This window comes from Pseudomonas fluorescens (genome assembly GCF_902497625.1).
GTDB lineage: Bacteria > Pseudomonadota > Gammaproteobacteria > Pseudomonadales > Pseudomonadaceae > Aquipseudomonas > Aquipseudomonas fluorescens_BQ.
The window spans coordinates 56,083-77,202 of the sequence record NZ_CABVGX010000027.1 but is presented as its reverse complement, the minus strand read 5'-3'; the positions used below and the strand labels follow the sequence as shown (position 1 = coordinate 77,202).

Here is a 21,120-nt window from a genome sequence, read left to right as displayed (position 1 = left end):
GTCCGGCATCGAATTTCGACAGATCGAGAATGTCGTTGAGCAATTCAACCAGTACTTTGCCCGAGTCATGCGCGATCGACAGTTGTTGCTGTTGTTCGGCATTGAGCGGACTGTCGAGTGACAGGGCGATCATCCCCAGCAAGCCGTTCAATGGCGTACGGATTTCGTGACTCATGTTGGCGAGGAAGGCCGAGCGTGCTTCGGCCATGGCCAACGCCGTGCTGCGCGCAATTTCCAGCTCCTGGTTGGATTGGCTGAGTCGTGCGTTGATCGCCTTGAGCTCGGCGGTGCGCGCTGAAACAATATTCTCCAGTTGCCCGAGATAATCGGTCAGGCGGTTTTCAGCACTTCGCCGTTGCTGGATTTCTGTTGCGATGTTTTCGAACTGTTGATTCGCCACTTCGACCAGCACACCGATTTCGTCGTTTTCGTGCCCGGCCGGGTATTCCAGCAGGGTCGGTTCGGCGCTACGCGGGTCGCGGCTGCTGAGTTCGCGGATCACCCGTACCAAGGGTTTGGTCAGCATCACGTAAAACAACGCCAGCAGAATGCCGGTCAGCAACAGGCTGCGCGCAAAACCGTTGAGCAGAGTTACTTCAGCACGACGCAGGAAACGGCTGCCGAAGGAGTAGGTGTCGACGTCGAGGCGCAGGGTGCCCAGGGATTCATTGGGCAAATGGTCGAGGTATAAACGGTCTTCGAACTGGCGGCTGGCGCCGAACAGCGAGTCGCTGATCAGCCGATAGCCGCTCTGCAGGCCCGGGCGTTTGACGCTGGCCAGCACATTGCCGTTATTGTCGGTCAGGTGCGCGCCGATGATTGCCGGGGAGCGTAACAATCCCAATGACAACTCCTGGGCGAGTTCGGCGTCGATATTGTAGGCAATGCGCGAGGCGGGGTTGTGGCTGATTTCCAGCAAAGACAGGATTTCACGGTTGATGGAAGCGTCTTCGCTGGCATAATCGATGCCGATTTGCACCAGGCTGAGCAGTGTGCCCAGAATGAAGCCGACCAGCACAGTGAGCCGGGCCTGTTTATAGGACAGCCGGTTGGTGAACTTGATATCCATTGGGTGCTGAACCACTTCCGTTTCCCTTCGCTGCTCAAGCATAGTCGATCATGCATGGAAACCGGTGATCTCGCGCAGTCCGACTTCAAGGGCCGCTGCGTACACCGAAAAACCTGTGTGCTCGTCGTACCGATATCATTACTGTGAACGTGCCCGAGGAGAAGACGTGGATTCCCGATTGAATGCTTTTCTTGAACGCGCCGATGCCGTTCTGGCCCGGATCGAACCGTTGTTGCCGGCGCCACGGCAAGCGATCGATTGGTCGCAATGCCTGGCCGCGCGCTGGCAGCGCGAAGGGCGCAGCGGTTTTCTGTTGCCGCTGGAAGTCAGCCTCGACATGCGCTTGTCCGACTTGATCGGCGTTGATCGCCAACTCGAACAGCTCGGACGCAATACCCGTCAGTTCCTCGATGGCATGCCGGCCAACCATGCCTTGCTGTGGGGCTCGCGTGGCACCGGCAAATCCTCGCTCGTGCGTGCCTTGCTGGCCGAACATGCCGGCGCCGGCCTGCGCCTGATCGAGATCGAACGCGATCATCTTGCCGACCTGCCTCGGGTGGTCGAGCAGATCGCCAAATTGCCGCAACGTTTCGTGCTGTTTTGCGATGACTTGTCGTTCGAATCGGGCGAAGGCGATTATCGCGTGCTCAAGAGCGTGCTCGACGGCTCGCTCGAACAGGCACCCGACAACGTTCTGCTGTACGCCACCTCCAACCGGCGCCATCTGGTGCCGGAGAAGGAAAGCGACAACGAAAACTGGAAACGCGTTGACGGCGAACTGCACCCCAGCGAGGCGGTGGAAGACAAGATTGCATTGTCCGACCGTTTTGGTCTGTGGTTGTCGTTTTATCCGTTTACCCAGGAGCACTTTCTCAACGTCGTCGAGCACTGGATCGGGCAACTGGCCGATAAGGCCGGCATGCCGTGGGAGCGTGACGAGGAGCTCGATATTCTCGCCGTGCGCTGGGCCACCGGACGGGGCAATCGCAATGGACGTTGCGCCTATCAATTCGCCCGCTATTGGGTCGGGCTCAAGCTGTTGGAGCACAAGGCATGATCGATTTACAAAAAAGCGGCCAGGGCCTCGAAGGCTACGGCATGCTCCACGCACAACTGCAATCGTTGCTGGCTGACGAGCGCGATTTTATCGCCAACGCGGCGCAGTTTTCGGCATTTCTGTTCAACCAGCTCGATGATTTGAACTGGGCGGGCTTTTATTTGAATCGCAATGAAGAGCTGGTTCTTGGGCCGTTTCAGGGGCAGATTGCCTGCGTACGCATTCCCTTCGGCCGGGGCGTGTGCGGGGCGGCGGCTGCGACGTTGCAAACGCAACGGGTAGAAGACGTGCACGCGTTTCCCGGTCATATCGCCTGTGACAGCGCCTCGAACAGCGAGTTGGTCGTGCCGCTGGTGAAGGACGGCAAGCTGATCGGCGTGCTGGATCTCGACAGCCCCAGGCTCGGACGATTCAGCGCTGACGATCAGGCCGGGATCGAGCAACTCGCCGCTATATTTCTGGAGCTGACTGACTGCTGATCAAGGGCGCAGGCCTGCCAATCTCCGCCGCCTGTCGAAGTGGCCCGGGAAGGGTAGGCCGAGCGGCAGAATCGTCTGCACACTGTTTCTGCGAGCAAGCCTGGTCAAGGCTCGGCTATCGTGTGTTGGTCATTCAGGGCGATTTGTTGCTGCAACGCCTCGCCGAGTTCATTCATTGCCTTATGGATGGCTTCGCTGCACCTGATCACTTCGTCCGGTTGAACGGTTTCAGGGGACATGTCTTCCAGCGCTTCGCAGCTCTCGATCAGTCGTGTCGCCTGGATGATTCGTGCCGCTCCCTTGATTTTATGCGCGAGATCCAGATACGGCTTCAGTTCCGTGGCCCCTTTTAACGCCTGCAATGCCCTCCGGTCCTGGTTGTTACTGCTCAGCATCTCCTGCAAAAGGCGTCTGTCCATCGCCGGGTTGCCGCCCGTCAGCATGTGCAGGCCGGTGAGACTGAAAGCAGGCGCGAGGGCTGCGGGCCGGATGCCACTCAGTCGTTCACTCAGGGCGTTGAGTGTCAGCGGTTTGAACAGGCAGTCATCCATGCCCGCGCGTTTGCAGCGCTGTGTTTCCTCGGGCAGGGCGTTGGCGGTATATCCCAGGACGGTGCAAGGCGGGCGCTGCGTCGTCTGCTCAAGCCGGCGAATGGCTCGGACCAGTTCGTACCCGTTCATGATGGGCATGTTGCAGTCGACGATCACCAGATCGAACGAGCCAACTTGCCACGCATCGAGGCCCGCGCTGCCGTCGTCGGCGACTGTGGAATGATGACCGAGAAATTCCAGCTGCTGACACATCAGGGAGCGGTTGGCGGGATGGTCATCGACCACCAGGATATTCAGAGGCGTCGTGGTAGGCGAGATGGCAGGGTCAACACACGGTCGGGTCGGCTCGACACTCATGCAGGCCAGGTTCAGAGACACCTTGATAATCGTTCCGACGCCAAGCCGGCTGTGCAGTTGCAGATTACCGCCCATCATCTCGCAGAGGTTGCGGCTGATGACCAGGCCAAGGCCTGCGCCACCTCTGCCGGCCAGGCCGTTGTCGGCCTGGGCGAATGGTTGGAACAGCCGCCGTTGATCCTGCGAGCTGATGCCCATGCCGCTGTCGTGGACCTGCAACAGCAAGTGCACGTAGCCGGGTTGCGCACTCCTCAGCAATTCGACGATGACCCTGATGTGGCCTTGCTCGGTGAACTTGATGGCGTTGCTGATCAGGTTGGACAACACCTGTTTGAAGCGCATCGGGTCGATCAGTACGTCGACCGCCGGATTGTCGGGATTGAATTCGAGCTGCAGTCGCAGGTTTTTCTGACGCGCAAGTCCCTCGAAGATGCGCACCACCGAGCCGATGATTTCACCAGGATTGACCCGCTCCGGACTCAGGCTTAAACGCCCGGACTCAATGCGGGCAATGTCGAGAATGTCGCCAATCAGTTCGAGCACATCCTTGGCTGAGTGGTGTGCCACGTCGATGGTCGGGCGCTCCGGATGGTTGTGTCCGATACGCTTGAGCGTCAATTCGAGCATGCCGATGACCGCATTCATCGGCGTGCGGATCTCGTGGCTCATGGTCGCCAGAAACGTACTTTTGGCCCGATTCGCGTCATCTGCGCATTCCTTCGCCGAGCGCAGTTCCTCGAACAATTGTCGTCGTTCACTGATGTCGATCCAGCCGCCGATAATGCCCTGTACCTCGCCGCTGGAATCCCGGTATGGAAGGATCCAGTGGTAAATCGTCAACCGCCGACCACCAATGTGCAGCGGGCGATCGAGGATCAACGGCGTGCCTTCGTTGACAACACGCTGATAATCGGCCTGATACTCCTCGGCTTCGAACGCGTTGCTCAGACTGCCTTGCATCACGCTTTTGCCGATGATGTCCTCGCGTTTCGCGCCAAAGGCTTCGAGATAGCTGTCATTGCAGCTCTGCAACAGTCCCTGCCGATCTCTTACGTAGATCGGATGGGGGGTGCCATTAAGCAGTGTCTCCATGAATTCCAGTTGATCGCTGAGCGCGCGTTCAGCTGCCTGCCGCTGTTTGATCTGGCGGCGCATGTATGCATTCCATGCCAGGGAAATCAGCAATAGCAGGCTGGCGCCAATCACGATTTGATAAAAGAGTCTTTGATAGTTGCGCCAGGTATTTTGCGAAGACGCTGAATATCCGCGCCAGCGGCTGTTGATGATGCCGAGCTCTTGCGGCGTGATGCTCATGAGGGCCTTGTCGATAATCGCCTTTAATTCCCTGGATTGGCGCCCGGTTGCCATTGACACAGCCGCCTGCCGGGTACCGAGGGTCGTGCTGATCTGAAGTGCCTGCTCAAACAGCCGCGAAGAAATGAAGTAGTTGGCGATCACCAGTGAATTGACCGAGCCTTCTGCCTTGCCCTCGGCCAGCAGCTCCACGGCTCTGAAGGTGTCCGGGGTTTCGATTAGCTGGATTCGCGGATATTCGCGGCGCAGGTAATCAATCAACGGATTGCCTTGCGCCACGGTCAGGCGTTCGTCCTGAAGCTGCTCAAGGGTGGTCGGACTGTTTGCTGATTTACGGGTCAGCAGCACGAACGAATTCTGCAGATAGGGGCGAGTGAAATTGAGCGTCTGCTCGCGCTGCGTACTGGGCAGCAGAGCAGCAATCAGATCGGCCTGGTGATTATCAACCTGTTCGATCATTTCGCGGGTGCTGCGACTGCGCCGGATGACGAAGCGCAAGCCGGTGCGCAGCCGGATCAGTTCCAGCAGATCAGCCGTAACGCCGCGGAAGTTGCCGTCGCTGTCGAAGAAGGTCAGCGGTGCATAGGCCTCGTTGACGACTACGCGCACCACGGGATGTTGCGCCAGCCAGCGTTCCTCGGCTTCAGTGAGTTGCAGCTTTTGATCAGTGAGTAATATTTCGCTGCCGGCACTCCAGCGCCGGATGATGTCCTCACGCTGATTGGCGGGAATCGCCAACAGCATCGCGTTGATGATAGCGAGCAGTTGAGGGTTGTTCCGGTGCACGGCAAAGCTGAAACCGTGAGCTTCGTGTTTGCCGAAGTTGGCCATGCGGATGTTGTTGAGATAACCCTTGTTCATCATGTAATGGGTGGAAATAGTGTCGCCAAGGAACACATCGGCCTGATCGAAGGCGACGGCATTGATCGCATTTTGATAGGAGGGGTAGGAGGTAATGATCGCCTTGGGGTATAGATTGCGGACCTCGTGCAATGGCAGGTAGTGATACACCGTACTCAGGCGAAGACCGGCAAGCCCGTCGGTCAGTGAGCGGGTTTCTCCCTCGCGCGTTACCAGTACCGGTTGGTCCACGGCGTAGGGGGAGGACAGCACGATCTGGGGGTGGTGAGCCTCGAAACCATTGGCGGTGCCGAGCAGGTCGACTTCACCTTTTTCGAGCGCCTGGATTGCCGCGCCTCGAGAGGCGTAACGTCGAACCTGAATCGGCAAGCCAATCATTTTGCTCAGAATAGCGGCGTAATCAGCGGTAAAGCCCTCGTAGTCCTGACCGCTGCCAGTCAAATCGAACGGCGGATAATCCGGTGCCGAGGTTCCCAGTAACAACTCTCGCTTTCCCTCGATCCATTGTCGCTGCGAGGCGCTCAACTGTACGTCCAGCGAGCCGGGCATCGAGCGGCCGAGCAAGGCATAGGATTTGCTTTCAACGGTAGCGGCGCACAGTGAGGTGCTCAGGCTCAAACTTGCCAACATAAGGGTAATGCAATCTTTTAAACGAATGAGCATGCTATTTCTCACACTAATGCATTTCGTTTCGCCATCTCGATGAGTTCCACCAGAGACTGCGCCTTGAGCTTTTGCATGAGCCGTTTTTTATAAGTGCTGACTGTTTTGTTGCTGAGGAACATTCCTTTTGCAATTTCCTTGTTGGTGCGGCCCTGTGCAAAAAGTTGCAAGACCATCAATTCCCGATCATTGACGGATTTGAACAGCTCCAGCTCTGCATAACGCGCATCGTCTTTTCTGACGGGATTCAAAGCCTGACTCGGGAAATAGTTGTAACCCGACAATACGGCTTTAATAGCGCTGACCAGTTCACTCAGGTCTTCCTGCTTGCAGACATAACCCGATGCACCGGATTGCATGCACCGAATACCAAAAAGAGTCGGGCACTGCGCGGTCAGTACAAGAATTTTAAGTGGAGTACCCATGGCGTTGAAGCGCGAGAGTACTTCGAGCCCGTCCAGTTTTGGAATGCTGATGTCAAGAATCACCAGGTCCGGCATGCATTCACGAACCATCTGCATGGCATCTACGCCATTATCGGTTTCGCCTACTACTTTGTATCCTTCATGCTCAAGTAGCATCCGCACTGCCAGTCGGATGACAGGGTGGTCGTCGACAATAAAGACGGAGTTCATAATCAATCCCGTGGGGTTTGGATAAAGCGCGCACCTTAGCTCAGATGCCTTGAGCGACACATGGACTCATCTGCCGGAAGTAGCAATATAGGAATGCTCCTACAAGGGAATAAGAAATGGACGACGAATCAACCCGATTTTGTATGAGGAAGGCCTAATTGAATGTCATTATATATGGTTATATCGGGGTGATAGTTGACATGTTTACGATAGAGGAGGGCGGAGGTTTTTTGCTGTGTTTTGCAACAAGGGTCAAATGTTTTCTCAATTCCTATTGTTTCACTTGGTCGAAGATCTGTGACAGCAGAACGCTAGGGCTGCGCGCAGTCAAAAGATTATTGCAGTGTTGTAAAAGGTTATGGTTGATACCCGTATTGCCCTTCAACGGCAGGTAGTATTGCGCCATTCTTCTCTTGAAAAATGCCCGGTTAATACATTGATGAATGTGTCAAACGTGTAGGTCAGAAATTGCTCTGCCGTGTGTAAGGTAATTCCGCAGGTGCTGTAAGTATTTGCTTTTAAACTGATCAGCCTTAAGTGAAAAGGCTGATCAGCCATTTTCTTATTGACTCGAACGGCCGGTCATTTCCAGGGCCATGTCGCTGGCATAGCTGTCGGTCATGCCGGCAATGAAATCGATCATGCGCAGGAACGAGGAGTGCAGCGGGCCGTCAGGGTTAGGGGCGTTATTCCCCAGCAGATCGAGAATGCGCCGACTCTTGAAAGAAGGCGTGCGTCCATCGTGCTGTTCCAGTGCCGCGCCGCAGAAGGCATTGAGGAGGATTTCCAATGTGGTGTAGGCGCCGATTTCGTGCAGGGTTTTGCGCTTGTCCTGGAAGATTTTTTTGCGAGCCATGTCTTTGGCGTTCAGCACGCAACGTTTGGCCGGGCCATGCATGTGCTCCACGAGATCGCCATGCAGCGCTCCGGCCAGCAACGCCTCCTGTTGCTCGACAAACGCGCGTGCGGCGGCATTGGTCAGGTGTTCGATCGCTTTGCCACGCAGTATCGCCAGCTTGCGCCGACGCGAATCCAGTGGGCCGAGCTGGCGATAGGTTTCCGGCAGATCGTCGCCAACCAGGTCCAGCAGCAACGACTCGACTTCGGCGTACTCCAGCAACTCCATTTCGAGGCCGTCTTCGAGGTCTATCAGCGCGTAACAGATGTCATCTGCCGCTTCCATCAGGTACACCAGCGGATGGCGCGCCCAGCGTTGTTCCTCAAGTTGCGGCAGGCCGAGTTTATGGGCGATTTGCTCCAGCAAGGGCAACTCGCTCTGGTAACAGCCGAACTTGTGTTTTTTGTAACCCAACGAATCAGCGTGCCTGGCCGTCCACGGGTATTTCAGGTAGGTCCCAAGAGTGGCGTACGTCAGGCGCGTGCCGCCATCAAATTGATGGTATTCCAGCTGAGTCAGCACGCGAAAGCCTTGGGCGTTGCCCTCGAAGTTGAGGAAGTCCTCGCGCTCGGCTTCGCTCATCGCATCCAGCCAGCCACGCCCGGCGGCCTGCTTGAACCAGTGGCGGATGGCGTCTTCTCCGGAATGCCCGAAAGGCGGATTGCCGATGTCGTGCGCCAGACAAGCCGATTGCACCACCATGCCCAGGTCGCTGGGTTCGCACCAATCCGGGAGGGCGCAGCGGATGGTTTCACCCACTCGCATGCCCAGCGATCGGCCGACGCAACTGACTTCCAGCGAGTGGGTCAGGCGCGTGTGAATGTGATCGTTGCTGGTGACCGGATGGACTTGGGTCTTGCGTCCGAGGCGGCGGAACGCCCCGGAGAAAATGATACGGTCATGGTCTTTATGGAAAGGGCTGCGGCCTAGCTCTTGCGGGCTGTGCAGAGGCTTTCCGAGGCGTTCGCGGGTGAGCAGGGTTTGCCAATCCAAGGCTGATTCTCTCCGTCAGGGGACTGATGGCCTAGCTTCCCGTGTCGCGCCTGAGCCTGCAAGTGGAACTACAAGCCCGCGGCGTCGATATCGATGAGCAGCAGGCGCTCGCCATGGTCAAAAAATTGCCCGGCAGTGAGGCAGTATTGGTTGCTGGTAGCGTCACGATAGGTATTGGACAGGGTAAGACGGCGCTCGTCCCAGCCTTCGGCCAGCAGGTGATAAAAGTACGGCCGCCAGGACCAGTTGTGGCCCAGATAGCGGTTGTCGGATTCCCAGCCGTTGCCGCGCCATTCCAGATTGGGCGTCAGCTGCGTGCCGTGCCGATCGCACTGGTAGAAGCGCAACAACCAGGGAAAAGCATTCAGCTGCGGCAGGGCACTGAGCGGAGCGCGGGCCTGCGCCCAGCTTTGCAGGATGGCCATCAGCTCAGTCAGTTGCTGGCGCATCTGCATCAGCCGGCCGCGTTCAGCAATTTTCTGCTGGACGTAGCGCTGTCGCAATTGTGCAAAGCGGTCAACAAAGGCCTCAGTGGCGAAGAAATGCTCCTGCGCCCGCGCAAACAAAAAACCCTGAACATAGCGCGCACCGCATTCCAGGGCAAAATTGAGTTGCGCGTCAGTCTCCACGCCTTCGGCAATGATCCAGCAGCCGGTTTTTTCCGCCATCAGCGCCAGTGCCTTGACCACATCGCTGCTCGGACCGCCCAACGCGGCGGCCTGGAACAAACGCATATCGAGCTTGAGGATATCCGGCTGCAAGGCCAGAACGCGGTCGAGCTGCGAGTAGCCGGCACCGAAGTCGTCAATGGCAATTCGCGCACCGGCCTGGCGGTAGCGCGCCACAACCTCGGCCAGGCGCTGAATGTCGCCACCCAATTCAGTGATCTCGAAAACGATCCGACGAGGGTCGACGCCGTGCCGGTTGACTTGCCTGAGGCTTGGCAAAGCCTGATCGTGGCGCAATCGGCTGATCCAGCGGGGAGACATGTTCAAGCTTAGAAACCAGTCCGACGGCGCCTCATGCAGGCGGCTTAATGCATTGTCGCGGAGCTGGCGATCAAGTCGGCGCAGGGCGATGCCGGGGGTCCGGGAATCGGCGAACAATGGACCGACCGAAGTCAGTTGGCCATCGGCATGCCGTAATCGGCCCAATGCTTCGACACCGGCAATACGGCCGGTGGCGGTATCGATGAACGGCTGAAAGCAGGCAAGCGGTTGCCCATCGATCACGAGGCCTCCTTAGTTAGGGTCTTGTTGTTCGAATTAACCTGAGGCCAGGCAGACGCACAGGTCCGAACCTCTCGAAGAGGTTCGGACCTGTATCAGTGCAAGAATGCAGCCAGATAGTGGCTCAATGCTTACGCGAGGAACCCTGCATGACCAGCTTGATCAGTGGGCCAAGCGTAGTACCGAGTCGAACCAGTCGACTCACGCTACTGGTTCCGCCGCTCCTCGCGCCCTTGCCGGTGAAAAAACCCAGCAATGTCACCGCAGCCATGCCCCAGAGCGGAGCGTGTTTGATACCGAAACCCGCTTGCAGGTTCTGCGACATACCGCGTACACGGTGCAAGGGCTGCAGCAATTGCGCGGATTCCTGGCGGATTTCCTGACGATGCATTTCCATGCGCAGGCGAATCAACGCCTTGCGCATTTCCGCACGGGAGCTGTTATGAGGCATTTCAGGCAGCTTCATGGCAACAGGCGCTCCCGATCATTGGCCAGCTCTTCCAGGGTGCCGTGGAAGGGCGAAGACTCATCAAAAATCGCCGCTTTCAGACGCATCCCGCAGAAAATACAGGCGAGGGTATAGAACACACAAAGTCCGCTGATGGCGGGCAGACGATAGGTGTCCCAGAAAAGGATCAACACCAGCGTCGACAGGCCTACCAGCAACAGTAAACCAAAGACCAGCGCCAGGCCTGCAAAAAGCAGCAAACTGACGGTGCGCGCCTTTTGTTCCTGCAACTCGATGCCGAACAGCTCGACATGACTGTGTAGCAATCCGAGGAAAGCGGCACCAAGACGCCGCGGTGAGGAGCTTTGACCCGCAATTGACGGGCCGGATTCGCCGATCGCCATGATCAGCGCCGAGTGGCCAGCAGGCCCACCAGGAACCCGACGCCAGCCGCGATACCTACCGACTGCCACGGGTTGGCCTGTACATAATCTTCCGTGGCAGTGACTGCAGCCATGCCTGTCTCGCGCAGGGACTCCTCGGTCATTTTCAAGGTCTCGCGAGCCTGGAGCAGACTGTTATGGATTTGCTCACGCAGCTCGTCTGCCTGATCGCCGGCCAGGGTCTTGGTGTGTTCCAGTAACCGTTCGGTATCGCTGACCAGTGTCTGAAAATCGTTCATCAGAATTTCTTGAGCAGTCGTTGCCTTGATGCTGGCCATGGGTGATCTCCGTGAGTGGCTTTCTGTTGCGTTCGAGTATGAGCCTTGCTTGAAGGTTCATTTGAAAATGAGCAGTCCGAACGATGCGACGTATTGGTGCATCGAGAGACATATCTGCTTGATCACTGGGCGTGGGGGAATTAAAACCTTAACGCAAACAGCAGGATTGCGCGCAGGGGATTGTCCAGCAACGCGCGACCGGCCCTGAGATTCAGTCTTCTTCACCGTCGGAGCCGGGATAAAAACCGTGCAGCAATCGATAACGGTTACGCCGTGCCTGATCGACTCGACTTTGCACCTGATCAGCTGGCAAACCCAGCATGATCAATGCATGAGAGGCGAGCATCAGGCTGGATTCGAGCAATTCCGGTACCACTTCAGTGGCGCCTGCGGCTTTCAATTCGGTCAGCATGCTGTCGTCGCGGGTTCGCACCAGTATCGGCACCAGCGGATTGAATCGGCGAGCCTCCTTGAGGATCAGTAGGGCGATATCGGTCTGATCCACCGCAATGACCATGAGGCGCGCGCGTTCCAGGCCCACCGCGACCAGCAGTTCGCCGCGGCGAGAGTCGCCATAATGTACGCAGGTTTCAGCGACGGCGGCTTCCTGAACCCTTACCGGGTCGCTGTCGAGCGCTATATAGGGCTGACCTTCATTGCGCAAGACACGGCCGATGGATTGGCCGACACGACCGTAGCCACAGATCACCACGTGATGGGTCAGATCGGCATTGAGCGCGCTGATTTCTTCCAGCTTCGCTTCTTCATTGGGTTTGCGGTGCAAACTCAGGGCTATGCGTGGCGCGGCGCGCAGCAGCAACGGTGTCAGCAGCATCGAACAGAATGTCGCGGCCAGCAGTGGTCCACTGAACTCAGCCGGCATCATGTCGTTCTGTTGCATCTGCGCCATTAGCGCGAAGCAGAATTCACCCCCTTGGGCCAGTGCCAGGCCACTGCGCCAGGCAGTTTCGATGTCACTGCCACGCCATTTAACCAGCAGCGCCACCACACAACCTTTGATCAGCAGCAAACCCAGGGTCAGACCGAGGATCATCAGGGTATGACTGACGAACAGCTGCACATCGATCAACATGCCGATGCTGACGAAAAACACCCCGAGGAATATGTCGCGAAATGGCCGGATGTCAGCTTCGATCTGATGCCGATAGTGACTCTCGCCCAGTAGCATGCCCGCAAGGAATGCCCCCAGCGCAGGCGAGAGACCCATCAAGTGCGTCAGCCAGGCCGTCAACAGGACAATCACCAGCGCCAGCAGAACAAACAGCTCGGCAGAACGGGCGGCGGCTACCTCATGAAACAGGCGCGGCAGCAACCAGCGACTGGCCGCCAGCAGGCCGATGAACAAGACCACCGTCTTGATCAACGTCATTGGCAGGGCCCAGTACCAGGCTTGATCGCTGCTGCCGGCGAACACCGGCACCAACGTCAGCAACAGGACCGCGACCACATCCTGAAACAGCAGCACTGCAATGGCGTTCTGGCCATGACTGCTGAAAATCTCGCCGAGACTGCCCAGCTCCTTGCTGACAATGGCAGTTGAGGAAAGGGCCAGGCCAGCGCCGAGAAGCAACGCGGCGGTGGGCGGCATGCCCATCCACATTAACAACGCCCCCAGGATCGCCCCCGTGATCATTACCTGCAGGCCACCCAACCGGAAGACGACCTTGCGCAGGGCGATCATTTTCGACAGGGAAAACTCCAGTCCAAGCGAAAACAGCAGGAACACCACGCCCAGCTCGGCGAGGTCAGGCAGGTCTTCGTTTTCGTTGACCCAGTTGAAAGCGGTCGGTCCGATCATCAGCCCCACGCACAGATAGCCCAGCACCGGGGGCAGGCGCAGGCGCTGGAACAAGGCAATCACTACCAGGGAGGAAGCGAGAATGATCAGCAGGTTGGCGAACACGTCATCTCCAGTTCAGGATTCGGACTACTCAAGCGTAGAGCGAAAATGGTTGTGATGATGGCCCATGTGGCGTTCTACAGGGTGATTTGAGTCAGGAGTCTATGGATAACCTTCGCCATCAGTCGTTTTACCGATAGCAATCGAGCAGCTCGACTGCTGTTCAGCGCAGGCCTAAACTGGGCTTCTACTTGATAAGGTCTGTTGGTCATGCCATCTGAATGTCAGCTGTACGGCACCTTGGGGTGCCACCTGTGTGAAGTCGCGGAAGCCATACTGATGGAGTTCGTCGAACATGGGTTGCTGGTCGAACTGGTTGATATCGCAGATAACGAAGGCTGGGTGGAAGACTACGGCTTGCGTATTCCGGTACTGCGACGCGTCGATACCGGCGCTGAACTTGAGTGGCCGTTTGATGGAAATCAGGTCGCAGAGTTTTTGCGCTGACCGCATTACTCGCAATCCATCCGTCGTTCTGCGCCTACGGCATTGGCGAAAGTCCCCTCGTTCGGTTACTGTATGTTCATACAGTTATTCTGATTGCCTGATTCTGCGCGTTGATCGTCAGGATGGCAGGCAATCCCGGAAGCAGAGGGTTGAATTGTGGTCAATGTCGAACAGTTGAAGAAAAGCGTTAACCGGATGTCGGTAGACGTGGTGCGTGAGGCCGTTCACGAGCTGCGGCTGGATGGTCTGGTCACGGAGCGGAAAACACCTTTCAACAAACTGCATTTCAATACCTGTTTCGCCGAAATTGAAGCGTTGTTCCAACGGGCCGGTTATCACCGGCAGCTGGATGTCGTGGGCTATCAGGGTTTGCTCTACGCGCTTTACGATCCGGTTCGCTGGGAGGCGGTGGATGTGTTGCGCTGGCTCAAGGAGTTCACGGATGAAGCCGCGCGGACGCAGTCGATACCGGCCTGATTGAAATCGTACTAGGTTCACGTGAAGCACTGCTGGATAATGCCGCCCTGCATTGAGGGTTATCGTCGGTATGTCCACTTCATCTTTTTCCGCTGCACACCGTCAGGCGAGCACATTGTATTTGCCCCCGGGTGCGTGGCGGACGGTGCTCGATTGCTTGTGTGAGCATTTCAGTGCCATCGACCGGGAGCAGTGGCTGGACCGCATTGCCCGGGGGCGGGTCCTTGACGGGCAGGGCACCCCCATCACGGTTGATCTGCCCTACAAGGAAGGTCTGCGCATTCATTATTTTCGTGAGGTGCGCGATGAAAAGCCTATTCCCGTTACCGAGTCGATTCTGTATGCCGATGAGCATCTGGTGATCGCGGACAAGCCGCATTTCCTGCCGGTGACACCAGCCGGCGAATACGTCGAGCAGACATTGCTGCGGCGCCTCATTCATCGTCTCGACAACCCGCATCTGGTACCCCTGCATCGTATTGATCGACACACCGCAGGGCTTGTGATGTTTTCGGCTAATCCGCAGACCCGTTCTGCCTATCAGTCGCTGTTTCCTACTCGGCAGATCGAAAAACGCTATGAGGCAATAGCCCGCGCGTTACCCGACCTTGCGTTTCCCCGGGTGCACAAAAGCAGACTCGTCGAAGGTCAGCCTTTTTTTCGCATGCAGGAAGGGGCGGGTGTCAGCAACACCGAGACGACCGTCGATGTCAGGGAAAAACATGGCGATTTATGGCGCTACGCGCTTTACCCGGTCACAGGCAAGAAGCACCAATTGCGAGTACACATGGCTGCGCTCGGTGCGGGTATCTGTAACGACCCGTTTTATCCGCACGTGCTCAAGGATGCTGCTGACGACTATGCCAATCCTTTGAAACTGCTCGCTCAGGGACTTCGGTTTATCGATCCGCTGACCGGGCAGCGAAGGATCTTCGAGAGCGCTATCACCTTGCAATGGTGACCGCCAATCTGCAGTCACTAAAAAGCCCGCATTTAGCGGGCTTTTCTGTATTTGCCGTCAAAACTGCAAATTACAGCTCTTTGACCGTGCGAACCTGATCCTTGTTGACGCGGGTCTCTTTGCCGTCCAGTTGCTCGAATTCGTAGAAACCGGCTTCTTCGTCAAATTTGGGCGTGTCGACGGCCTGGATTTCGCGACCATCATTCAAGGTGATCACGGTAGGCGATGCGCAACCAGCGAGGGTAGCGAGGCCCAGTGCGAGCATGAAAGTGGCGAGGGTCCGTTGAGTCATGAGTGTGTCTCCGATAAGAAATCTTTGGGTACTGACCTTGAGACGTATACAACGCACGCAAGTTCCTTGGCTAGTGTCAATCTGACACGGTGTTATGTGCGCTCAGCAATTGTGGGGTATTCAGATTTGCCAGGCGGGGGTCGTTGTCGGAGCATTGCACGGCGCTCGCGTCCAGTTTTCGCATGATTCGGCCCGGGCTGCGCTCTCCGCTATTCCAGGCATCGTCGAACGCCTCCCGCAGGGCAATCGGGATAAGGCACAGCAGCGGTTCCCAATGATCACCATGACGCACCATCACCGGTTTTCCCGGTTGCGCGCTGGCGGTTTCGCGCAAGCTTTGCAAAAGTGCCGTATCAACGCGCGGTACGTCGCATGGCAGCACCATGAGGAAATCATGCCTGGCGGCTTTCAACCCCGCACGAATACCCGCCAGGGGACCGGGAAAATCTCCCTGGTCGTCATGCACCAATTGGTCAGCGTAAAGTGCGTAGCGTTCCAGATTGCGGTTGCAGGAAATGATCAGGTCATCACTGAGCGAGCGGGTCTTGCGATGCAGGTGCGCGATCAGTGGCTCGCCCTGCCACTCCAGCAAGCCTTTGTCCTGCCCCCCCATGCGTTGACCACGGCCACCTGCCAAAAGCAGAATGGAACACGGCGGCAAATGTGCATTCCAGGTCATGAGAGGTCTCCAGGCGGCGGCAAAAAAATGAGGCGCTGTGATATAACACCGGGCTGTTTATCCTACAACTGGACGAGCCTATGAACGCCAAGGCTGAAGTACCTTTCGCACCGCTCAATATTGCTGTGCTGACTGTCAGCGACACCCGTACTCTGGAAACCGATACCTCGGGCCAGGTTTTCGTTGATCGTTTGAGCGCTGCCGGGCATCACCTCGCGGCTCGGGTGCTGCTCAAAGATGATCTCTACAAAATCCGCGCGCAAGTGGCCAACTGGATTGCCGACGACGTGGTTCAGGTTGTGCTGATCACGGGCGGCACCGGCTTCACCGGACGCGACAGTACGCCCGAGGCAGTAAGCTGTCTGCTGGACAAGCAAGTCGATGGCTTTGGCGAACTGTTCCGGCAGATTTCCGTAGTCGATATAGGCACCTCAACCGTCCAGTCCCGCGCATTGGCCGGGTTGGCCAATGGCACGCTCGTCTGCTGCTTGCCAGGCTCGACCAATGCGGTACGCACCGGTTGGGATGGCATTCTCGGCGAGCAGCTGGATTCACGGCACCGCCCGTGCAATTTTGTGGCCCACTTGAAGCAGGCGGCACCTTGTGAATCCCGCGGGTAAGCCGGGCAAGACCGGCAGCCTGGTGGCGGTTGAGGTGGCGTTGGCGCGTTTGCTGGAAATGGCCGACGCCTCGCCCATCAAGGAGCGCGAGCGCTTGCCGCTGTCGCAGGTTAATGGCCGCGTGCTGGCCGATGACCTGATCTCGACGCTGGATCTGCCACCGTGGCCCAACAGCGCCATGGACGGCTATGCCTTGCGGGTGGCTGACTGGAAGGGAGAGCCGATGCTGGTCAGTCAGAAGGTCTTCGCCGGCACGGCTCCGCCGCCCTTGGAGCCTGGCACCTGCGCGCGAATCTTCACCGGGGCTCCGGTTCCCGAAGGCGCCGATTGCGTTGAAATGCAGGAAAACGCCGACATCCAGGCCGATCTACGAATGGTATTCACGCAAGCGTTGAGCGCTGGCCAGAATATCCGTCCTCGCGGCCAGGAAACTACGGTCGGTGACCGGGTGCTTCCTGCCGGTACGCGCCTGGGTCCGATCGAGCAGGGGCTCGCAGCCTCGCTGGGTTGCGCTGAGCTGGAGGTGATACGTCGCGTGCGCGTCGCCGTGCTGTCCACAGGTGATGAGCTGGTGGAACCAGGGACTTCGCTAGGGCCCGGGCAAATCTACAACAGCAATCGGATGCTGCTCTGCAGTTGGTTGCAACGCATGGGTTGTGAAGTGATCGATGCCGGCATTCTGGTCGACGATCTGGCGGTCACCCGCGCTCGCCTTGGCGAGTTGAAAGACGTAGACCTGATCCTCTCGACCGGAGGCGTCTCGGTGGGCGAGGCGGACTTCCTGGGTATCGCGCTGAGGGAAGAGGGGGAACTGGCCCTGTGGAAGCTGGCGATCAAGCCAGGGAAGCCGCTGACATTCGGGCATTTTCGTGGCGTGCCGGTGATTGGTTTGCCCGGCAATCCAGCCTCTACCCTGGTGACGTTCGCGCTGCTCGCAAGGCCCTATCTGTTACGTCGTCAAGGCGTCCAGAATGTCGAGCCGTTGAAGTTTTCGGTGCCTGCGGGCTTCGACTGGTTGAAACCAGGTAACCGCCGCGAATATCTCCGAGGCCGCCTGGAGCAGGGGCGGGCAATCGTTTACAAAAACCAGAGCTCCGGCGTGTTGCGTAGCGCGGCATGGGCTGATGGTCTGGTTGAAATGTTGGAGGATCGTACGTTGTCGGCCGGAGAAAACGTCATGTTTATTCCGCTGAGTGAACTGCTGGGCTGATCTCCTTTTCCACAGTTACCGCCTACCCGGTTCCGGCGAACCGGGTCTGGCGTCTGTCGCGATAGTCACCGAGCGAGCAGTGCCACCAACTGGTCGAAACGGCTGTTCGCAATCCAGCCCAGAAGCCCTATCACCACGACTGTTCCACCTGCGGCGTAGGCAAACCGGTGTTTGATGGATCTGACATCGGCACGGATTTCCTCCATGTCTCTGCGGATGTACTTCAGGTGGGTTCCCAGTTCATCGACACGAGCCTCCAGTTCAACGACACGAGTCTCCATTTCATCTTCTCCATTGGTTTTGGCGCAGCGGCGGCATTCGCTTGTTGTGATGTGGTTGCTCCGTCGTTCTGCGAGCGGAAGGGCCGGCGAGCCCGACAGCCCGTGTTGATGGCTGTGCATCATACGTCCCTGTATTTCCTGCTGATGATTGATAAACCGTAACAGCAACTTGAACCAATTCACCGGGCGGGTCAATTGAGCCGATTCCTCACTTTTTGTAGGAAAAATCCCGCCGTTCATGACCCAATGGCGCTGATCGGAAATAATTCACCTTGTTGAGACTTTTATCGGCTCACACGAGGTCCACATGCCTCACACGGGAATCATCAGAGGAGTAAACAAAATGAGCGAACGCAAGGCGCTGTTGATTCTGCACGGCAAGCAAGCGCTCAACGAAGAGGTCCGCGCGGCAGTCGAGGTCAAACGTGCCCAAGGCTGGGAGCTGGCGGTGCGAGTGACCTGGGAAGGTGGCGACGCTCAACGGTTGGTCGATGAAGCGCTGGCGGCGGGCTATTCGCGGATTATTGCCGGCGGCGGCGATGGGACTTTGCGAGACGTCGCCGAAGCCATGGCTGCACATCCAGCCGATGCCAGTCTGGTGCTTCTGCCCTTGGGCACCGCCAACGATTTCGCGCGGGCTGCCGGCGTGCCGCTGGCGCCTGATCAGGCCCTCGATCTGTTGGACGTGGAACCTCAGGCGATAGATCTTGGCGAAGTCGGTGGGCAAGTGTTCTTGAACATGGCCACCGGAGGTTTCGGCAGCCAGGTGACGGCCAACACCTCTGAGGACTTGAAAAAGGTGCTCGGCGGCGCTGCGTATCTGTTTACCGGTTTATCGCGGTTCAGCGAGTTGCACGCCGCCTATGGCGAGCTGCAGGGACCGGACTTCCACTGGAGCGGCGAATTGCTGGCGTTGGGCATCGGCAATGGCCGACAGGCTGGCGGCGGTCATGTGCTGTGCCCTGACGCATTGGCGGATGATGGCTTGCTGGATATCAGCATTCTGCCTGCGCCGCAGGAACTGGTAGGGACGTTGCGGGACTTGCTGACGGACGGCTTCGGCATTGACAACATGTTCGTGCGGGCGCGCCTGCCATGGGTTGAATTGAAAGTTGCTGAAGGCCTTTATATCAATCTCGACGGTGAGCCGCTGGAAGGCGAAAGCATGCGTTTTTCGGCGCGCCCGGCAGCGCTGCGCGTGCATCTGCCGCCGGACTCACCGCTGCTGAGTAGTACTGCGGTGGTCAGTCGTCCAGACTGATGATTTGCTCGCGCACCGCGAACAGCACCAGGCCCGCCACGTCATGGATCTGCAAGCGCTTCATGATTTGTGATCGGTGGGTTTCGACCGTTTTGATGCTCAGGCCCAGGCCATTGGCGATTTCCCGAGTGGACTTTCCGCGCACGATCAGCCGCAGGATTTCCAATTGGCGCGCGGTCAGATTGTGCGCATCTGGCGGTTCCTGTTGAGGCCCTGCACCGCGGCCCAGCGCTTGGCTGATCACCGTGTGGGCAATGGCGGGGCTTAGATAGCGCTCGTTGCTTCGTAAAGCGTCGAGGGCATGTTCGAGTTCGGTCGCCGTGGTGTCCTTGAGCAAATAGCCATGAGCTCCGGATTCCAGCGCTTGCATGATGACTGCTGGGTCGGTGTGCATCGACAGGATCAGCACTTTGCTCTGCGGCCGCACTCGTTTGAGCCGCTGCAGCGCCTTGAGGCCGCCGGTCTCTTTCATCGAGATGTCCAGCAACACAATATCCGGAGACAGGCGCTCGACCATTTCCAGCAGCTGAGAACCGTCACTGGCTTCGCCAACGACCGCGTAGCCCGGTATATCCTGCACCAGCGCACGGACGCCGGCCCTGATCAGTGAGTGGTCATCCACCAGAAGCAAGTTACAAATCAACGCATGACCTTATCTGTACTGGCCCGTTCTAGCGCGCGCGGCGCCCATGGAAAGAGCGCTTCGATGTGAGTACCTTTGCCCGGTTCACTTCTGACAGTCAGTGTACCGCCCAGTTGTTCGGCCCGTTCCAACATGCCGGCCATGCCGCGCTGGCCTTCGCGTCCGGGGTCGAGTGCGGGAGCAAAGCCGATGCCATCGTCACTGATCAGCAGCGTCAGGCCTTGGGGCAGACGTTGCAGGCGAACCAGGAGATTTCCGGCCTGGGCATGGCGCAGGATATTAGTGATGGCTTCCTGGGTGATTCGAAAAATTGCCACCGCCAGTTCTTCTGCGACTCCGGTCAGATGCGACTGGCATTCCAGGCTCCAGTGCATGGAGGTATTGGCCATGGTCTTGAGCAGATGCGCCCGCAAGCTGGCTTCGAGACCGAGGCTGGCCAGTTGCCGCGGATTCAGGATGGCTGATACGTCCCGGACTTTCGCCAGGGTTTCTTCCAGCGTTGCGTCAAGCAGGGCGCAGTGGTCCCGCAATTCTTCGGGCATCCGGCGTTTGAGCCAGTCGCTCTGAAGTTTTGCGGCCGTTAGCAGCTGACCAATGTCGTCGTGCAATTCCCGGCTGAGCCGGTGGCGTTCGTTTTCCTGGACCTTCAGCAATCTGTCAGCCAGTTCCTGAGGTTCAAAATTTATTGATTGGCGGGAAAGATGGTATTGCAGCCAGACACAGGCGAGCGCCACCATATTGATAGCCAGCAGGCCTGGAGGCAGAGGCACGGACAAACTGCAAATCAGCGCGCTGCCAAGGGTCGAACCGGTGCACAGAAAAAGGGTGAGCCGCCGTGCATTGTCTCGGGAAGGTGACCATATGCGGATTGACTTGAGGCTGGCGTGCATAGCGGATGGAGCCAATGGATGTTCGCTGCGGGCAGACCAGTCAGTCTGAATGACGGATCTGTGTGTGAGTCACTGTGCTGAAAATTGACGTCAACTAACGGACGGCATGGTAGCACCTCGTTTTCCGTTGGTCGCGTCTGGCATCACCCCGAAATACACTTTG

The 21,120-nt window shown here is 57.8% G+C and carries 21 protein-coding genes and 1 pseudogene; 8 read left to right on the top strand and 14 right to left on the bottom strand.

Features of this window, described 5'->3' with window-relative positions; genetic code table 11:
• Positions 1-13 precede the first annotated feature (13 nt).
• A pseudogene (locus F8N12_RS28295) lies at positions 14-208 on the bottom strand (histidine kinase dimerization/phospho-acceptor domain-containing protein); the annotation flags it as partial.
• 1,027 nt (positions 209-1,235) lie between these two features.
• On the opposite strand from F8N12_RS28295, the gene F8N12_RS17375 reads away from it, so the two are divergent.
• A complete protein-coding gene (locus F8N12_RS17375; RefSeq protein WP_150581558.1) occupies positions 1,236-2,126 on the top strand; it encodes an ATP-binding protein in 891 nt (296 codons plus the stop codon).
• Positions 2,123-2,605, top strand: coding sequence for a GAF domain-containing protein (locus tag F8N12_RS17370; RefSeq protein ID WP_150581557.1), 483 nt, complete (start codon positions 2,123-2,125; stop codon positions 2,603-2,605). Before F8N12_RS17375 ends, F8N12_RS17370 begins: the two co-directional genes overlap by 4 nt.
• Positions 2,606-2,709: 104 nt before the next feature.
• On the opposite strand, the gene F8N12_RS17365 is transcribed toward F8N12_RS17370, so the two are convergent.
• The 8 genes from F8N12_RS17365 to F8N12_RS17330 form a co-directional block, all read right to left on the bottom strand.
• Positions 2,710-6,351 (bottom strand): transporter substrate-binding domain-containing protein, encoded by a 3,642-nt coding sequence (locus F8N12_RS17365; protein WP_150581556.1) that lies wholly within the window; start codon positions 6,349-6,351, stop codon positions 2,710-2,712.
• An 8-nt stretch (positions 6,352-6,359) separates the two neighbouring features.
• Entirely contained in the window at positions 6,360-6,986 is a 627-nt protein-coding gene (locus F8N12_RS17360) for a response regulator transcription factor (protein WP_150581555.1), read from the bottom strand.
• A 562-nt stretch (positions 6,987-7,548) separates the two neighbouring features.
• On the bottom strand, positions 7,549-8,877 hold the full coding sequence (locus F8N12_RS17355) for a deoxyguanosinetriphosphate triphosphohydrolase (protein ID WP_150581554.1): 1,329 nt from the start codon (positions 8,875-8,877) through the stop codon (positions 7,549-7,551).
• Positions 8,878-8,945: 68 nt separating this feature from the next.
• Positions 8,946-10,109, bottom strand: a complete 1,164-nt coding sequence (locus F8N12_RS17350) for an EAL domain-containing protein (RefSeq protein ID WP_150581553.1) — start codon at positions 10,107-10,109, stop codon at positions 8,946-8,948.
• 121 nt (positions 10,110-10,230) lie between these two features.
• Complete coding sequence (locus F8N12_RS17345; protein ID WP_150581552.1) at positions 10,231-10,572, bottom strand: hypothetical protein; 342 nt, start codon at positions 10,570-10,572, stop codon at positions 10,231-10,233.
• A complete protein-coding gene (locus tag F8N12_RS17340; protein WP_150581551.1) occupies positions 10,569-10,958 on the bottom strand; it encodes a phage holin family protein in 390 nt (129 codons plus the stop codon). Before F8N12_RS17340 ends, F8N12_RS17345 begins: the two co-directional genes overlap by 4 nt.
• 2 nt (positions 10,959-10,960) lie before the next feature.
• Positions 10,961-11,275: a DUF883 family protein gene (locus F8N12_RS17335; RefSeq protein WP_150581550.1), complete on the bottom strand. Its 315-nt coding sequence runs from the start codon at positions 11,273-11,275 to the stop codon at positions 10,961-10,963.
• A 211-nt stretch (positions 11,276-11,486) separates the two neighbouring features.
• Complete coding sequence (locus F8N12_RS17330; protein WP_150581549.1) at positions 11,487-13,199, bottom strand: cation:proton antiporter; 1,713 nt, start codon at positions 13,197-13,199, stop codon at positions 11,487-11,489.
• Positions 13,200-13,406: 207 nt separating this feature from the next.
• Here F8N12_RS17330 and F8N12_RS17325 point away from each other — a divergent pair, with 207 nt between their 5' ends.
• The 3 genes from F8N12_RS17325 (at position 13,407) to F8N12_RS17315 (ending at position 15,081) form a co-directional block, all read left to right on the top strand.
• Positions 13,407-13,643 (top strand): glutaredoxin family protein, encoded by a 237-nt coding sequence (locus F8N12_RS17325; RefSeq protein ID WP_150581548.1) that lies wholly within the window; start codon positions 13,407-13,409, stop codon positions 13,641-13,643.
• 156 nt (positions 13,644-13,799) lie between these two features.
• Positions 13,800-14,120 carry a transcriptional regulator gene (locus F8N12_RS17320; RefSeq protein ID WP_028620692.1) on the top strand — a complete coding sequence of 107 codons (321 nt, stop codon included), beginning with the start codon at positions 13,800-13,802 and terminating at the stop codon, positions 14,118-14,120.
• A gap of 70 nt (positions 14,121-14,190) precedes the next feature.
• Positions 14,191-15,081 (top strand): pseudouridine synthase, encoded by an 891-nt coding sequence (locus F8N12_RS17315; RefSeq protein WP_150581547.1) that lies wholly within the window; start codon positions 14,191-14,193, stop codon positions 15,079-15,081.
• A gap of 70 nt (positions 15,082-15,151) precedes the next feature.
• Here the strand turns inward: F8N12_RS17315 and F8N12_RS17310 are convergent, their stop codons facing one another.
• Positions 15,152-15,373 (bottom strand): YgdI/YgdR family lipoprotein, encoded by a 222-nt coding sequence (locus F8N12_RS17310; protein ID WP_150581546.1) that lies wholly within the window; start codon positions 15,371-15,373, stop codon positions 15,152-15,154.
• 76 nt (positions 15,374-15,449) lie between these two features.
• Positions 15,450-16,052, bottom strand: a complete 603-nt coding sequence (gene mobA / locus F8N12_RS17305) for a molybdenum cofactor guanylyltransferase MobA (protein ID WP_150581545.1) — start codon at positions 16,050-16,052, stop codon at positions 15,450-15,452.
• 80 nt (positions 16,053-16,132) lie between these two features.
• Between mobA and moaB the strand changes: the two genes are divergently transcribed.
• Together moaB and glp are read left to right on the top strand one after the other, a co-directional pair.
• Positions 16,133-16,672 carry a molybdenum cofactor biosynthesis protein B gene (gene moaB / locus F8N12_RS17300; RefSeq protein WP_150581544.1) on the top strand — a complete coding sequence of 180 codons (540 nt, stop codon included), beginning with the start codon at positions 16,133-16,135 and terminating at the stop codon, positions 16,670-16,672.
• On the top strand, positions 16,656-17,882 hold the full coding sequence (gene glp / locus F8N12_RS17295; protein WP_150581543.1) for a gephyrin-like molybdotransferase Glp: 1,227 nt from the start codon (positions 16,656-16,658) through the stop codon (positions 17,880-17,882). Before moaB ends, glp begins: the two co-directional genes overlap by 17 nt.
• Positions 17,883-17,947: 65 nt before the next feature.
• Here the strand turns inward: glp and F8N12_RS27655 are convergent, their stop codons facing one another.
• Positions 17,948-18,283: a hypothetical protein gene (locus tag F8N12_RS27655; RefSeq protein WP_191623178.1), complete on the bottom strand. Its 336-nt coding sequence runs from the start codon at positions 18,281-18,283 to the stop codon at positions 17,948-17,950.
• A 223-nt stretch (positions 18,284-18,506) separates the two neighbouring features.
• Between F8N12_RS27655 and yegS the strand changes: the two genes are divergently transcribed.
• Entirely contained in the window at positions 18,507-19,424 is a 918-nt protein-coding gene (gene yegS, locus F8N12_RS17285; RefSeq protein WP_150581542.1) for a lipid kinase YegS, read from the top strand.
• Here yegS and F8N12_RS17280 read toward each other — a convergent pair.
• Entirely contained in the window at positions 19,408-20,067 is a 660-nt protein-coding gene (locus F8N12_RS17280) for a response regulator transcription factor (protein ID WP_150581541.1), read from the bottom strand. The genes yegS and F8N12_RS17280 overlap by 17 nt on opposite strands.
• Positions 20,064-20,957: a sensor histidine kinase gene (locus tag F8N12_RS17275; RefSeq protein ID WP_150581565.1), complete on the bottom strand. Its 894-nt coding sequence runs from the start codon at positions 20,955-20,957 to the stop codon at positions 20,064-20,066. The genes F8N12_RS17280 and F8N12_RS17275 overlap by 4 nt, the downstream gene beginning before the upstream one ends.
• Positions 20,958-21,120: the final 163 nt, after the last annotated feature.

Excerpts from the sequence above, each read along its gene's own strand:
- F8N12_RS17370 (WP_150581557.1), top strand. The coding sequence starts at position 2,123 with ATGATCGATTTACAAAAAAGCGGCCAGGGCCTCGAAGGCTACGGCATG.
- F8N12_RS17345 (WP_150581552.1), bottom strand. The coding sequence starts at position 10,572 with ATGAAGCTGCCTGAAATGCCTCATAACAGCTCCCGTGCGGAAATGCGC.
- F8N12_RS17335 (WP_150581550.1), bottom strand. The coding sequence starts at position 11,275 with ATGGCCAGCATCAAGGCAACGACTGCTCAAGAAATTCTGATGAACGAT.
- mobA (WP_150581545.1), bottom strand. The coding sequence starts at position 16,052 with ATGACCTGGAATGCACATTTGCCGCCGTGTTCCATTCTGCTTTTGGCA.
- F8N12_RS27655 (WP_191623178.1), bottom strand. The coding sequence starts at position 18,283 with ATGCACAGCCATCAACACGGGCTGTCGGGCTCGCCGGCCCTTCCGCTC.
- F8N12_RS17310 (WP_150581546.1), bottom strand. The coding sequence starts at position 15,373 with ATGACTCAACGGACCCTCGCCACTTTCATGCTCGCACTGGGCCTCGCT.
- F8N12_RS17340 (WP_150581551.1), bottom strand. The coding sequence starts at position 10,958 with ATGGCGATCGGCGAATCCGGCCCGTCAATTGCGGGTCAAAGCTCCTCA.
- yegS (WP_150581542.1), top strand. The coding sequence starts at position 18,507 with ATGAGCGAACGCAAGGCGCTGTTGATTCTGCACGGCAAGCAAGCGCTC.
- F8N12_RS17365 (WP_150581556.1), bottom strand. The coding sequence starts at position 6,351 with ATGCTCATTCGTTTAAAAGATTGCATTACCCTTATGTTGGCAAGTTTG.
- F8N12_RS17275 (WP_150581565.1), bottom strand. The coding sequence starts at position 20,957 with ATGCACGCCAGCCTCAAGTCAATCCGCATATGGTCACCTTCCCGAGAC.
- F8N12_RS17315 (WP_150581547.1), top strand. The coding sequence starts at position 14,191 with ATGTCCACTTCATCTTTTTCCGCTGCACACCGTCAGGCGAGCACATTG.
- moaB (WP_150581544.1), top strand. The coding sequence starts at position 16,133 with ATGAACGCCAAGGCTGAAGTACCTTTCGCACCGCTCAATATTGCTGTG.
- F8N12_RS17325 (WP_150581548.1), top strand. The coding sequence starts at position 13,407 with ATGCCATCTGAATGTCAGCTGTACGGCACCTTGGGGTGCCACCTGTGT.
- F8N12_RS17360 (WP_150581555.1), bottom strand. The coding sequence starts at position 6,986 with ATGAACTCCGTCTTTATTGTCGACGACCACCCTGTCATCCGACTGGCA.